The following is a 14,200-nucleotide window of genomic DNA, read 5'->3' on the forward strand; positions in this document are numbered from 1 at the left end:
CTTGTCTTTAAAAACAAAGTCAAAAGATCGCAGCCTGCGGCAGCTCCTACAGAGTTCCTGCGTATTTCACGGCTGCCGCCCGCGAGGGCACGTTTAACGTGCGCAACAACGAAGACACATGAATCCGTACCGTGAACGGTGAAATATCCAGTTCGCGGGCGATTTCCTTGTTGGTCTTGCCTTGGGCAATCAAGCGCAGCACGTCCTGCTGACGAGGCGTGAGGGCGGCGCCGGTTTCAAGCGGCAACAAGCCCGAAGGCGCAAACTTCACCAGCACCTCACCTTCACGAATCGCCAGAATCGCCTGACCGATTTCATCGGGGGCAATGTTCTTGCCGATAAAACCGTCGATCCCGGCGGCCATGACTTCGCTGATCAGCGACTCATCATCCACCATCGACACCACTATCAACGTGGTACGCGGCAAGCGTCGACGCAGTTCGGCCAACTGGCTGACGCAGGTCAGCCCAGGGAACCTGAGATCGAGAATCAGCGTCTCGGGTTCGTCACCCAAGGGCAGCAGGGCCAGTACGGCGTCGAGGTCACCGGCTTCGTCGATAACGGCTTCGGGCAGCAAACGCTGAACCGTGTGCAGCATTGCTTCGCGAAACAGCGGGTGATCGTCGGCTATGATAATTCGGCAGGTCATGGCGTGACCCTCCCTGGGTCAGGCATTACTCAAGGCATGCACCTTAGCACCGGGCGCGAAGGTTGCCTGTAGGCTGATTCGGAAACTGACGATTGCCGCACAAGGACGTTTCCCATGAAGTTCGAGAAAAACACCGAACTCGACCAGGCCAATCTGCGCATTATCATCGCCAGTATTGCCGTGGTTTACATGCTCATCCTCGGTTTTTTGCCGGGCCAGCGCTTCGATACGTATCTGCCGGTGGTCACCTACATCTTTGTGTTTTTGCTGGCTTCGATCGGCTTGCGTCAGGCGATTGCGCGTTGGCCGGGGCATTATCCGGCGCGGCGGATTTTCGCCATGGTCCACGATTACACCGGCACCTGCTTTGGCCTTGTGGTCGGTGGCGAGGCGGCGTTGCCGCTGTATGCGGTGATCATCTGGGTCAACCTCGGCAATGGTATGCGCTATGGCTCGCGTTATCTGGCGATTGCCACGGCATTGGCGTTGCTGGCGCTGGTGTGTGTTTATCGCCTGACCCCGGTGTGGCAGGCGCAACCGTTCATGGTGTTGATGCTGATCATCACCAGCACGGTGATCCCGTTTTATGCGCACTTGCTGTTGGAGCGTACGCGCAAGGCCTCCGAAGAGGCGGTGGCGGCGAATCTGGAAAAGTCGCGGTTTCTTGCCCAGGCCAGTCATGATTTGCGCCAGCCTATTCACTCTATCGGCCTGTTCACCGCGTGCCTGCGTGAGTCACGATTAGGCGATGAGGAGCGGCGTCTGGTCGACAATATCGACCGTTCATTGCTCAATGTTTCACAGCTGTTTCGCTCGATTCTCGATCTGTACACCCTCGATAACGGTCGCGTCCTGCCGAAACTGCAAAGTGTGAATCTGGGCGAATGGCTGGCGGAGCTGATTCGCCAGAACGCTGAAGCCGCACGTTGGGCCGGCGTTGAGCTGCGCTTGCGACCTTGCCCGTACTGGGTTCAGACCGATCCGGCACTGCTGGCGACCATGGTGCAAAACGTGTTTTCCAACTGCTTCAAATACGGTGCGCATCGGCCGGTTTTGATCGGCGTGCGTCGGCGCGGGGCAGGGCTGGCCATCGTGATTTATGACCAAGGCCACGGAATTGCCGAAGAGCATCTGGCCAAGGTGTTCGAGGAGTTTTATCGGGTGCGGCAAGTGCGTGACAAAGACGTCGAAGGCGTGGGGCTGGGGCTGGCGATCGTCAAGCGTCTGGGAGAGTTGATCGGCGTAAGTGTTGCCCTGCGCTCGCGGCTCGGGCGGGGAACGGCGGTGACCTTGTACGGGTTGCCGATCACCTCACCGCCGCAGTCAGCGGTCAATCGGGATGAGGCGCGTCAGGTCGGTTTGCTGACCGGGCTGAAGGTGTGTCTGGTGGAGGATGATCGCAACGTATTGCTCGCGACTTCGGCGCTGTTGGAGCGTTGGGGCTGCTCGGTGCAGGCGGAGCTAAGTGCGCAGAATCTGGTTACCGACTGCGACATCATCGTTGCCGACTATGACCTCGGCACCCACGCTACCGGAATCGAATGCATCGACGATGTGCGCAGGCAACGCGGTTGGGCCGTGCCAGCGATGATCATCACCGGACATGACGTCGAAAAAATCCAGGCAGCCCTGCACGACCGTGACATCGCCATTCTGTCCAAACCGGTACGCCCGGCCGAACTGCGCGCGACCTTGCGAGCCCTGCGCGATCGCCAGCCCGAACTCACCGAAAATGCCTTGTAGGTGTCCATGGGTCTGTAGGCGCTGCGGCACGCTGCGATCTTTTGATGTTGATGAGAAGAGCAAGATCAAAAGATCGCAGCCTCGTTGCACTCGACAGCTCCTACAGGGTCAAGCGTCTAGCGTTTGCACAGGTAATCCTGGGTGATGGTGGTCTGCAGGCAGTTGTACTGGCCCATGGTGCGGCAGATGTTTTTCTCGGAGCCGGTGACCTCGGCGTTTTTGTAGCCCCAGGTCTTGCAGCGTTGCGCGGCGACGGTCAGGCCTTGTTCGGCGCTGGTCTGGCCGCTTTCGAATTGGCCCAGTTCATAAGAGACCTGGACGACGCCATCGTTTTTGCTGCCGCCAGTGGCTTCCCATTGTTTCGGCGTGGCGCAGCCAGTGAGGAACAGGGCGCTAAGCGTGAGTGTTGCGATCAGGGATTTCATAGTGTTTCTTCCTTGGTGTTGTTCTGATTTCCAGGCACAACGATCCGCACGCTGCGAACAGGCAACGTCGAGGAGCATCGGGGATGCGGGGAATATAACGCCAGGTGAGGAGGCGGTCGATTAGCACAAATGTGCTAGTGCGGTGCTCAACAGGCGGCTCGTGGGAACCGCCCGTTGGGCCAAGGGATGATTACTGAGGGCTGTTGAACTGGTCGGAATAACTGCCTGTCATCAATGCGGAGGCGACCCGATCAGAGCCGACGCCGACCCGCGAATAGGCAACTCGGTTGACACCGGTACGATCAGCGCCATCAGCCGCCAATGCGCCTGCACCGACATGATCGGCACCATCAGAAGCGACTGCGCCCGCACCGACATGCTCAGCCCCGTCGGAAGCGACCGCGCCCGCACCAACATGGTCAGCCCCATCAGAAGCCACCACGCCTGCACCGACATGATCGGCGCCGTCAGAAGCCACCGCGCCTGCACCAACATGGTCGGCGCCGTCAGACGCCACCGAGCCTGCACCGACATGATCGGCGCCGTCAGAAGCCACGGCGCCTGCACCAACATGATCGGCGCCGTCAGAAGCCACCGCGCCTGCACCGACATGATCGGCGCCGTCAGAAGCCACCGCGCCCGCACCGACATGATCGGCGCCGTCAGAAGCCACCGCGCCCGCACCGACATGATCGGCCCCATCGGACGCCAACGCCTGCGGCTGCGCCGCCCAGACATTGGGCACCACAACGGTCGCCACGACCGCCAGAAGCACGCCTGACAACAGCTTGTGTTTCATAGTTTTCTCCATGACCCGTCAGCCACAACGCGATGAGGCATCGTTCGTCGCTTATTCGTTGGCGCTGCGACTCATTGGCTTGGGTCAGTCTGGTGGGCGAAAGGCACGGGCACACCGTCTGGCGTGCGGGTGTCGACATAATCATGATCGAACTGGTTGAGTATAGATCGCGCTAGCGAGGCGGCGTGGCGGGGGGATCGACGGGCGTTAGGCGCTTCTCTTCCTGTACCGGTCAGACACAGTTGAAATCAATCTAAAAACGACGAAGCGGTTCGGCGAGCCTTTGCTAGTCTCAAAGAGGTAGGCGAAGACGCAGACTGATGCGCAATCGGATAGCAAGGGGGCGTGGGGCGCGCTCCGAAAGGTACACGGTTAGAAAGATCTCCGCGCTGAGATCCAGCCCTTATGCCGTGTGAAGCAGCCGAGGCCGTACCTTTTCAAATTGGCCCGGTACTGTGGGAAGCCCGATAAACCTTGTAAGCCAGAGACCAGCACTGGCCGCCTGCTCGAACACCAAAGCCCGCTTCGTGCGGGCTTTGTCGTTCTTGCCAGGTCAGATCGATTGCAGCGCCTGCGCCAGATCGGCGCGCAGGTCTTCGACGTCCTCGACGCCCACCGACAGACGCACCAGACCATCGCCAATCCCCAGCTTCGCGCGGGTATCCGCTGGAATGGTTGCATGAGTCATGATCGCCGGATGCTCGATCAGGCTTTCCACGCCACCGAGACTTTCCGCAAGGGCGAAGATCTTCACGTTCTCAAGGAAGCGCCGCGCGCCCGCCAGATCACTGTTCAGATCGACGGAAATCATCCCGCCAAAACCACGCATCTGGCGCTTGGCCAACTCATGCTGCGGGTGCGACTCAAGGCCCGGATAGTAGACGCGTTTGATTTGCGGCTGTTGCTCCAGCCACCGCGCCAGATCCAGTGCGTTGCTGCAATGGCGTTCCATGCGCAGCGCCAGGGTTTTCACCCCGCGCAGGGTCAGAAACGCATCGAACGGCCCGGCAATCGCACCGACGGCGTTCTGCAAAAAGCCCAGCTTCTCGGCCAGTTCTTCGTTCTGGCCGACCACGGCAATGCCGCCGATCACATCGGAGTGACCGTTCAAGTATTTGGTGGTCGAGTGCAGCACGATATCGAAACCCAACTCCAGCGGACGCTGGATATAAGGGCTGGCGAAGGTGTTGTCGGCTACGCAAATGATCCCGCGAGCGCGGCAGATACGGGCGATCGCGGCCAGATCCGAAAGGCTCAGCAGCGGGTTGGTCGGGGTCTCGACCATGACCATGCGCGTGTCGTCCTGCAAAGACGCTTCGAACGCCGACAGATCGGCCAGATCGACAAAGCTGAAGCGGTGCCCGGCACTGCGCTGACGGACCTTGTCGAACAGGCGGAAGGTGCCGCCGTACAAGTCGTTGCCAGAGACAATGTGCGAGCCGGCATCGAGCAGTTCCAGCACTGTGGAAATGGCCGCCAGACCGGAGGCGAAGGCGAACGCGCGAGTGCCGCCTTCAAGGTCGGCGACGCAGCGCTCCAGGGCAAAGCGCGTCGGATTGTGCGAGCGCCCGTAATCGAAACCCTTGTGTACGCCGGGGCTGTCTTGCAGGTAGGTGGAGTTGGCGTAGATCGGCGGCATCAGTGCGCCGGTGGTCGGGTCCGGCGTTTGTCCGGCGTGGATCACCCGGGTCGCGAAGCCTTGGGATTTGTCGTCGTGCTGACTCATGCGAGGGATCTCCGTAATTGGTTGAGCATGTCGGTGCGGGTGATCAGGCCATGGAAGCCCGATGCATCGGCAATGATGGCGACGAGGCCACGGCTGAGTACCGATTCGAGCTCGGACAGGCTGGCGCCGGGTGCAAGGGTTTGCAGTTTGTCGGTCATCACGCTGGAGACCGATTGGCTGAAGCGAGCGGCGTCTTCATGCACTGGCAGGAGGATGTCCGATTCATCGATCACGCCGACCAGTTGCTTGCCTTCCACCAGCACCGGCAATTGCGAGACATCCGCCAGGCGCATGCGCTGGAACGCGGTCAGCAGGGTGTCGTCAGGGCCGACACTGATCACCCGGCCGTCTTCGAAACGGCGGGCGATCAAGTCACGCAAATCGCCGTAGCCCTTACGCTGCAACAGGCCTTGATCGGTCATCCACTGGTCGTTGTAGACCTTCGACAGATAACGCGTACCGGTGTCGCAGACAAAACTCACCACACGTTTCGGCTCGGTCTGTTCGCGGCAATAACGCAGTGCGGCGGCGAGCAGGGTACCGGTCGACGAACCTCCGAGGATACCTTCGGCCTTGAGCAACTGACGGGCGTGGTCGAAGCTTTCTTCATCGCTGATCGAGTAGGCGTGGCGCACGCTGGAGAGGTCGGTGATCGACGGAATGAAGTCTTCGCCGATGCCTTCCACCGCCCATGAGCCGGGCGTCGGCATTGTGCCGTCACGGCTGTATTGGGCCATGACCGAACCGACCGGGTCAGCCAGGACCATTTCCAGATCCGGCTGCACGCGTTTGAAGAAACGGCTCAGGCCCGTCAGCGTGCCGGCCGAACCGACACCGACGACGATGGCATCCAGATCATGTTCGGTCTGCGCCCAGATTTCCGGCGCGGTGCTGCATTCGTGGGCCAGCGGGTTGGCCGGGTTGTTGAACTGGTCGGCGAAGAATGCGCCGGGAATGTCCTTGGCCAGACGCGCGGCGACGTCCTGGTAATACTCGGGATGGCCCTTACCGACGTCGGAGCGGGTGATGTGCACTTCGGCGCCCATGGCCTTCAAGTGCAGGACTTTTTCGGTGGACATTTTGTCCGGCACCACCAGCACCACACGATAGCCTTTGGCGCGACCAACCAGTGCCAGGCCCAGGCCAGTGTTACCGGCAGTGGCTTCAACAATGGTGCCACCGGGTTGCAGACGCCCATCGCGTTCGGCGGCGTCGATCATCGCCAGACCGATGCGGTCCTTGATCGACCCCCCGGGGTTCTGCGATTCAAGTTTGAGAAACAGCGTGCACGGCCCGGTATCGAAGCGGGTGACTTGCACCAGCGGAGTATTGCCGATCAGCCCAAGTACGGCAGGGCGTGATTCCTTTGACATTTCTTCACCTCTTAGTGGTGTTGATCGCGTTCCAATCGCGGGGAAAAGACTCGCGTGCAACATAGGCTCAGACATCCTCTGTCGCAACCATTAGTCCGTCGCCAATACAGCCAATTCGATCTAACGATAGATCGAAATCAAAGACCTGCCGGGGTGCTTTTGGGGGCGTTTATACGGAGGCGTCATTGAGTTTTCAAAGGGCGTCTTCATGGCGACGAACAGCTTGAATTGCCGAGAAATTTCCTGCCGCAAAAACCGTTCAACCGTCGTCCGCGATTTCAACTTTGCAGTGTTTTCAGGTGACAGGCTGCGATTAGTTGATCATGAGGGAAACTCGCGATGATCAAGATTAAAATGAGTTTGTCTCACTAGGCGCTGCTGCCGACAATGGCCGCCATCAACAAGACATTGGAGTTGTTTGTTATGGCACTGGCCCATTCCCTTGGATTTCCGCGCATCGGTCGCGACCGCGAACTGAAAAAAGCGCAAGAGGCGTTCTGGAAAGGAGAACTGAACGAGGCAGGCCTGCGTGACGTCGGTCGCGAGCTGCGCAAGGCCCATTGGGACTTGCAGAAAAACGCCGGCATCGAGTTGCTGCCAGTTGGCGATTTCGCCTGGTACGACCAGGTGCTGACGCACTCGCTGATGTTCGGTGTGATCCCTGAGCGCTTCCGTCCGCACGACGGCAAAGCCAACCTGCACACCCTTTTTGGCATGGCGCGCGGCGTCAGCGACAGTTGCTGCGGCGGTGCACACGCTCAGGAAATGACTAAGTGGTTCGACACCAATTACCACTATCTGGTCCCGGAATTCAGTGCGGATCAACAGTTCCAATTGGGCTGGGAGCAGTTGTTCGAAGAAGTCGAAGAAGCGCGCGCACTGGGCCATAACGTCAAACCGGTGATCATCGGTCCGCTGACTTACCTGTGGCTGGGCAAGGCCAAAGGCGCGGAGTTCGACAAACTCGAATTGCTTGATCGCCTGCTGCCGCTGTACGGGCAGATCTTCTCGCGTCTCGCGGCCCAAGGCGTCGAGTGGGTGCAGATCGATGAGCCGATTCTGGTGCTCGACCTGCCGCAGGAATGGAAGAACGCTTTCGAGCGTGCCTACAACCAGATCCAGCGTGATCCGCTGAAGAAGCTGCTGGCGACTTACTTCGGGGGCCTGGAAGAAAACCTCGGCCTGGCCGCCAACCTGCCGGTCGACGGTTTGCACATCGATCTGGTGCGCGCACCGGAGCAATACCCGACCATTCTTGATCGCTTGCCGGCTTATAAAGTGTTGTCCCTGGGCGTGGTCAACGGCCGTAATGTCTGGCGCTGCGATCTGGAAAATGCCCTGGCGACTTTGCAGCATGCGCACGAGCGTCTGGGCGATCGACTGTGGGTCGCGCCGTCCTGCTCGTTGCTGCACAGCCCGGTGGATCTGGGCCGTGAAGACACGCTCGATGCCGAGCTGAAAAGCTGGCTGGCCTTTGCCGTACAGAAGTGCGAAGAAGTGGCGGTGCTGGCTCAAGCCGTCAACCAACCGGAAGCGCCGAAAGTGCTGCGTGCCCTGACCGAAAGCCGTTCGGTGCAGGCCGCCCGCGCGGCGTCGCCACGTATTCACAGGCCTGCCGTTCAGGCTCGGGTGGCGGCAATCACCGCCAAGGACAGCCAGCGTCAATCGCTGTTTGCCAAGCGCATTGCCAAGCAGCGCGCTGGTCTCGATCTGCCGCTGTTCCCGACCACAACCATCGGTTCGTTCCCGCAAACCGCGTCGATCCGTCTTGCCCGCCAGTCGTTCAAGCAAGGCAAGCTGACCCTTTCCGAATACACCGAAGCGATGCACAGCGAAATCCGCCACGCGGTGGAAATCCAGGAGCGTCTGGGCCTTGATGTGCTGGTGCACGGTGAAGCCGAACGCAACGACATGGTCGAATACTTCGCCGAGCAACTCGACGGCTACGTGTTCACCCGCTTTGGCTGGGTGCAAAGCTACGGTTCGCGTTGTGTGAAACCGGCAGTGATCTTCGGCGACTTGAGCCGTCCGAAAGCCATGACCGTCGAGTGGATCCGCTACGCCCAGGGCCTGACCGACAAGGTCATGAAAGGCATGCTGACCGGTCCGGTGACCATGCTGATGTGGTCGTTCCCGCGTGAAGACGTCAGCCGTGAAGTGCAGGCTCGGCAACTGGCGCTGGCAATCCGTGACGAAGTGGTCGATCTGGAAGCCGCCGGCATCAAGATCGTGCAGATTGACGAAGCGGCGTTCCGTGAAGGCCTGCCGTTGCGTCAGGCGCAGTGGCAGCCTTATCTGGATTGGGCGACAGAAGTATTCCGCCTGTGCGCCTCGGGTGTGCGCGACGAAACGCAGATCCACACGCACATGTGCTACAGCGAGTTCAACGACGTGATCGAGTCGATCGCGGCGATGGATGCCGACGTGATCACCATCGAAACCTCACGTTCGGACATGGAGCTGCTGGACGCCTTCGAAGCCTTTGCCTACCCGAACGACATCGGCCCGGGCGTCTACGACATCCACTCGCCACGCATTCCGGATGCTTCGGAAATGGCTAATCTGCTGCGCAAGGCGGCCAAGCGTATTCCGGCAGAACGCCTGTGGGTCAACCCGGACTGCGGTTTGAAAACCCGTGGCTGGCCGGAAACGGAAGCGGCGCTGGTGCACATGGTCACCGCCGCCCGCCAACTGCGCAAAGAGCTGGCCTGACACGAATAAACACCCCCCTGTAGGAGCTGCCGCAGGCTGCGATCTTTTGATGTTGGCTGTTAGAAAACAGGATCAAAGGATCGCAGCCTGCGGCAGCTCCTACAGGTAGACGGATGGCTGGCATCACCGGGAGGCTGTTGCTACTGTGGCCAGCCGCAGTCCAGGTGTTTGCCGTTACATGAGTCATCAACCGATTATTCAGGCAGTGTCTGAAGCAGACGTTGCCCAGGTGCTGGATTTTGTTCTAAAGGCCCGCGCCGAGCTTTTCCCGAAGCTGAGCGCGACGGGCATGCCCGACGATCTGGCGCGTTTTGCCGAGGTTTATCTGCGTGGGGAAGGGCGCTTTCTGATCGCTCGCCACGAAGGGCAAATCGTCGCGTCCATCGGCTATCTCCCTTACGACCGACGCTTCCCGCACCTTGCCTATCCCGACCGCAACGTGGTGGAGGTCGTGCGTCTGTTCGTCCTGCCTGCGCAGCGCCGTTCAGGGCTGGCCGGCGCACTGTATCGATCACTCAAGGATCTGGCACTCGCCAACGCAGTAGACGTGATTTACCTGCACACCCATCCGTTTCTGCCGGGCGCCATCGCGTTCTGGCAGCGGCAGGGTTTCGAGATCATCGATGTCGACGCTGACCCGGTGTGGCAGACCACACACATGCACGCAGTCATGCGTGAAAACGCAGAATCTGCGCCCCGTCAAACGGGTCCGTCAGGTAATGCGCTCTGACCCCGAATGTTTCCTGCAACCGCTGCGGTGTCAGCACCTCCAGCGGTTCGCCCAACGCCACCAACCGGCCGCGCTCCAGTACTGCCAGACGATCGCATTTTAACGCCTGATTCAGATCATGCAGGGCGATCAACGTGGTCACCGGCAACGCCTGCACCACGTTGAGAATGGTCAGTTGATGCTGAATGTCGAGATGATTGGCCGGCTCATCCAGCAATAGAATTTGCGGTCGCTGCGCCAATGCCCGAGCGATGTGTACCCGTTGTCGCTCACCACCCGACAGGCTGCGCCAGAGACGATTGCGCAGGTGCGTCGCGTCAACGTCGGTCAGCGCCTGTTGGACGATGGCGTCGTCAGCCGCCGACCACGGTTGCAGCGCCGACAGCCACGGCGTGCGCCCCAACGCTACAGCGTCGAACACGCGAATGCCGTCGTCGGTGTCAGCCTGTTGCTCGACCACTGCAAGTTTCTGCGCAATGCTGCGGCGGGGCATTTTGCCCTGACGCTGACCGTCGAGCAGTACCTCGCCAGCGCTCGGCTCACGCAACCCGGCCAACAGTTTCAACAGGGTCGATTTGCCCGAACCGTTGGGCCCGACGATACCTAGGGTCTCGCCGCGCTCGACCGCAAGGCTGACACCGTTGAGCAACTCGGCACCACGCACCTTGAAGGTCAACCCGGAACAACTCAGAACGCTGCTCATCGAGCAGACCTGCGTGCGACCAGAATCAACGCGAACACTGGCGCACCGACCAGCGCGGTAATCACGCCGACCGGAATCACCTGCCCCTTGATCAAGGTGCGCGACAACACGTCGGCGGCGATCAAGAACACCGCGCCCCCCAACGCACTGGCCGGCAACAGCCGAGCATGCCCGGTGCCGAGTAGCAGGCGTGCGGCATGCGGAATCACCAGCCCGACAAAGCCGATCGAGCCGACAATCGAGACCATCACCGCTGTCACCAGCGCCGCACAGCCGATCAGCAGAATCTGCACCCGGCGCACCGCAATGCCGAGGGACGCCGCCGAGTCTGCGCCAAAGGTAAACGCATCCAGCGCACGACGATGCCACAGGCACACGACCAGACCGGCGAAGGCCACCGGCACTGCCAGCCACACCGACGGCCAACGCACGCCGCCGAGATTGCCGAGCAGCCAGAACATGATGCCGCGCGCCTGTTCCGAGCTGGCTGAGCGGGTAATCAGAAACGCGGTCAGTGCATTGAACAGCTGCGAGCCGGCGATGCCCGCGAGAATGATTTGTCCGGTGCCACTGGCCGAGCCGCTGACCCGCGCCAGCACAATCACCAGCACGAACGCCGTCACCGCCCCGGCAAACGCGCCCGCCGACAGCGAAACCACCCCGGCGCCGACGCCGAGCAATGCCACCATCACCGCGCCGGTCGAGGCGCCGGCGGAAATGCCCAGCAGATACGGATCGGCCAACGGGTTGCGCAACAGCGACTGCAAAATCACCCCGCATGTCGCCAACCCGGCACCACAGGCCGCCGCGACCAATGCGCGAGTCAATCGATAGTTCCAGACAATGCCTTCGTCGATGGGGTCGAGCGCGTAGCCGGCGCCCCACAGTTTGTTGGCGAGGACTTGCAACACCACGCCCGGTTCAATCGAGGTCTCACCGATGGCCACGCCGGCAACCACTGCAATCAACAGTGTCGCCAAGGCCAGCAGCGTACGGATCAGGCTTGCACTCATTGCGACAGGTCATAGCCGTTGATGGCCGTGGCCAGTTGTTCCAGGCCATCGAACATGCGCAGGCTGGCCTGCATCGCCATGGCGTCGAGAACGATGATGCGGTTGTGTTTCACCGCGTCCATGTTGCGCGTCACCGGGTCGCTGCGCAGGAAGGCGAGTTTCTTTTCATGGTCGTCAGCGGGGAAGCGTCGGCGGTCCATGCGGGCAATGACGAGGAAGGTCGGGTTGGCCTTGGCGATGGTTTCCCAGCCAACCGTTGGCCACTCTTCATCGGATTGCACCACGTTGCGCACGCCGAGGGTGCTGAGCATGAAATCGGGAATGCCTTTGTGCCCGGCCACGAATGGCTCGATGTCCATCTGTGCGCTGGAGAACCAGACCAGCGCGCTGGCGTCCTTCAGCTGTTTGCCCTGGGCGATGGCAATCGAGCGGGCGAGACTGGCCTTGAGTGCGTCGTTGAGCTGCTGGCCACGCTCCTGCACATCGAAGATTTGCGCCAGTTGACTCACGCTCTTGTAGATCGTGTCGATGCGAAACGGTGCCAGGCGCGTACCGTCGGCGCCGACGAGGTTGTCCTTGGCTTCGCAATCGGAGGGCAGCAGGTACGTCGGAATCTTCAGTTCATGAAACTGTTCGCGAGTGCCGACCGCGCCTTGCGGGCCGACCATCCATTCCAGCTCCACAGCGACCAGTTCCGGACGCTTGCCGATCACCGATTCAAAACTCGGCTCGTTATCGGCCAGGCGCTCGATCTGGTCGTTCTGCGCCTTGTACTTGGCCAGCACGTTGTTGAACCACAGCGAAGTGCCGACGACTTTGTCGCCCAGACCCAAGGCGTAAAGCATTTCCGTGCCGGCCTGGCCAATGGTCACCGTGCGCGTCGGGGCGTATTGGAAGGTGAGGGTGCTGCCGCAGTTTTCCACCGTCAGCGGGTAAGCGGTCGGTGCCGCGTGGGCCAGGGTGCAAAGGCTCAGGCCAGTGATGAAGGTGGCAACGCGGGGCAGCAGCATGAGGCAGTCTCCGGGGAATCCGTACGCGGAGCGGGAGAGTACGGATTGGAAACACACCATCGAACGCGGTCAGGGCAACAGCGCAAGGCCGGTCATCCATTGAAGATGCGCACGGCACGATGTCCTTCCCGGACACCCCGCCGGTTAGTCAGTCACTGTGCCGGCAGGTCTCCTGACTGATGCGTCATCGCCTGGCTCCGGCCTTCCCGGGATTCACCCAGTGGCAGTCGTGGAGCAGGCTCGGCACCTACAGTTGCGGGGGCAGTTCCGGTCAGTGCTGTGCGAGCACCTCGGATTCCCTCTTAGTCCCCTTCGGGAACCGGCGGCGGCATGGTAGTCGATCAAGCCGCTGAAGGGGAGACGAATCTGCCGCAGCGAGGATTAGTGTTGGCTCATCAAACCGTGCAACACGCCCAAACGCAGGCCCGGTTCGGAGGGCAGCATTTGCGCGATGCCAAGCACTTTGAACGCCGCCAGCATCAACACCAGTCCACCGGGGAGAATGCTTTGGCGGTGCGGTTGCAGGCCGGCGAGTTGCAGTTGCTGGACGTTGTTGACTTTCAGCAGCAGCAGCGACAGGCGCAGCAGTCCGCCGTAGGTGATGCCGTCCTGACCCAAATCGTTGAGGCGGTTGGCCTTGAGCACTTTGGCCAGCATGCGCGCGGTGCCGGAAGAGCCGATGGTCTGCTGCCAGCCCTGAGCACGATAGCGCCGGGCAACTTTTTCAAACTGCAGGATGGCGAAGCGCTCGGCTTCCTGCAGCGCGCCGGCGGACACATCGCCGCCGCGAAAGAAGCGCGTGCTCAAGGTGCCGCTGCCGATGGCGATACTCTCGGTCAGCAACGGCTGTGAACCCTGGCCGAGGATCAGCTCGGTGGAACCGCCGCCAATGTCGACCACCAGGCGCAGGTCTTCGGCGCTCGGCAAGGCGTGAGTCACGCCGGCGTAGACCAGGCGCGCCTCTTCATGGCCGCAAATCACGTCGATGGGGAAGCCCAGATGCCGTTCGGCACTGGCCAGAAACAGCTGCGCATTGTCCGCTTCACGCACCGCACTGGTCGCCACCGCACGCACCCGGCCGGCCTCGAAACCGCGCAGTTTTTTGCCGAACCGCGCCAACGCTTGCCAGCCCCGATCCAGCGCCAACGCATCCAGCGCACCACCGTCAAAACCTTCGGCAAGACGCACCGGTTCGCGCAGGGTTTTCACTTCCTGAATCAGGAAGCCTTTGCGACTGCGCACCGACTGGCCGATCATCAGGCGAAAGGCATTCGAACCCAAGTCGATGGCAGCGAACAGCGGGGCGTGTTCTTTCAT

12 protein-coding genes and 1 riboswitch are annotated in these 14,200 nt (G+C 61.0%); of the genes, 3 read left to right on the forward strand and 9 right to left on the reverse strand.

Going from position 1 to position 14,200, the window contains the following annotated elements; all coding sequences use genetic code 11:
* Positions 1 to 46 precede the first annotated feature (46 nt).
* Positions 47 to 649, reverse strand: a complete 603-nt coding sequence (locus ACQ4MY_RS11130) for a LuxR C-terminal-related transcriptional regulator (RefSeq protein ID WP_440095096.1) — start codon at positions 647 to 649, stop codon at positions 47 to 49.
* Positions 650 to 763: 114 nt separating this feature from the next.
* Between ACQ4MY_RS11130 and ACQ4MY_RS11135 the strand changes: the two genes are divergently transcribed.
* Positions 764 to 2,392: an ATP-binding response regulator gene (locus ACQ4MY_RS11135; protein WP_440095097.1), complete on the forward strand. Its 1,629-nt coding sequence runs from the start codon at positions 764 to 766 to the stop codon at positions 2,390 to 2,392.
* Between the two features lie 116 nt (positions 2,393 to 2,508).
* Here the strand turns inward: ACQ4MY_RS11135 and yecR are convergent, their stop codons facing one another.
* From yecR to ACQ4MY_RS11155, 4 genes are all read right to left on the reverse strand, one after another.
* Positions 2,509 to 2,817, reverse strand: a complete 309-nt coding sequence (gene yecR / locus ACQ4MY_RS11140; protein ID WP_008082757.1) for a YecR family lipoprotein — start codon at positions 2,815 to 2,817, stop codon at positions 2,509 to 2,511.
* 190 nt (positions 2,818 to 3,007) lie between these two features.
* Positions 3,008 to 3,616: a phage infection protein gene (locus ACQ4MY_RS11145; protein WP_440095099.1), complete on the reverse strand. Its 609-nt coding sequence runs from the start codon at positions 3,614 to 3,616 to the stop codon at positions 3,008 to 3,010.
* A 553-nt stretch (positions 3,617 to 4,169) separates the two neighbouring features.
* Positions 4,170 to 5,342, reverse strand: coding sequence for a cystathionine gamma-synthase (locus tag ACQ4MY_RS11150; RefSeq protein ID WP_440095101.1), 1,173 nt, complete (start codon positions 5,340 to 5,342; stop codon positions 4,170 to 4,172).
* Complete coding sequence (locus ACQ4MY_RS11155; protein WP_008085127.1) at positions 5,339 to 6,715, reverse strand: pyridoxal-phosphate dependent enzyme; 1,377 nt, start codon at positions 6,713 to 6,715, stop codon at positions 5,339 to 5,341. The genes ACQ4MY_RS11150 and ACQ4MY_RS11155 overlap by 4 nt, the downstream gene beginning before the upstream one ends.
* Positions 6,716 to 7,138: 423 nt before the next feature.
* On the opposite strand from ACQ4MY_RS11155, the gene metE reads away from it, so the two are divergent.
* Positions 7,139 to 9,427 (forward strand): 5-methyltetrahydropteroyltriglutamate--homocysteine S-methyltransferase, encoded by a 2,289-nt coding sequence (metE, locus tag ACQ4MY_RS11160; RefSeq protein WP_440095102.1) that lies wholly within the window; start codon positions 7,139 to 7,141, stop codon positions 9,425 to 9,427.
* A gap of 178 nt (positions 9,428 to 9,605) precedes the next feature.
* Positions 9,606 to 10,157: a GNAT family N-acetyltransferase gene (locus ACQ4MY_RS11165; RefSeq protein ID WP_008087139.1), complete on the forward strand. Its 552-nt coding sequence runs from the start codon at positions 9,606 to 9,608 to the stop codon at positions 10,155 to 10,157.
* On the opposite strand, the gene ACQ4MY_RS11170 is transcribed toward ACQ4MY_RS11165, so the two are convergent.
* The 4 genes from ACQ4MY_RS11170 to ACQ4MY_RS11185 form a co-directional block, all read right to left on the reverse strand.
* A complete protein-coding gene (locus tag ACQ4MY_RS11170; protein ID WP_440095104.1) occupies positions 10,096 to 10,860 on the reverse strand; it encodes an ABC transporter ATP-binding protein in 765 nt (254 codons plus the stop codon). The genes ACQ4MY_RS11165 and ACQ4MY_RS11170 overlap by 62 nt on opposite strands.
* Positions 10,857 to 11,861, reverse strand: a complete 1,005-nt coding sequence (locus ACQ4MY_RS11175; RefSeq protein WP_177323340.1) for a FecCD family ABC transporter permease — start codon at positions 11,859 to 11,861, stop codon at positions 10,857 to 10,859. The genes ACQ4MY_RS11170 and ACQ4MY_RS11175 overlap by 4 nt, the downstream gene beginning before the upstream one ends.
* A gap of 8 nt (positions 11,862 to 11,869) precedes the next feature.
* Positions 11,870 to 12,883 (reverse strand): ABC transporter substrate-binding protein, encoded by a 1,014-nt coding sequence (locus tag ACQ4MY_RS11180; protein WP_440095105.1) that lies wholly within the window; start codon positions 12,881 to 12,883, stop codon positions 11,870 to 11,872.
* Positions 12,884 to 13,028: 145 nt separating this feature from the next.
* Positions 13,029 to 13,222: riboswitch (cobalamin riboswitch) on the reverse strand.
* 42 nt (positions 13,223 to 13,264) lie between these two features.
* Positions 13,265 to 14,200 (reverse strand): Ppx/GppA phosphatase family protein, encoded by a 936-nt coding sequence (locus ACQ4MY_RS11185; protein WP_440095106.1) that lies wholly within the window; start codon positions 14,198 to 14,200, stop codon positions 13,265 to 13,267.

Origin of the sequence: Pseudomonas sp. SM4 (genome assembly GCF_051913165.1) — a bacterium.
Taxonomy (GTDB): domain Bacteria; phylum Pseudomonadota; class Gammaproteobacteria; order Pseudomonadales; family Pseudomonadaceae; genus Aquipseudomonas.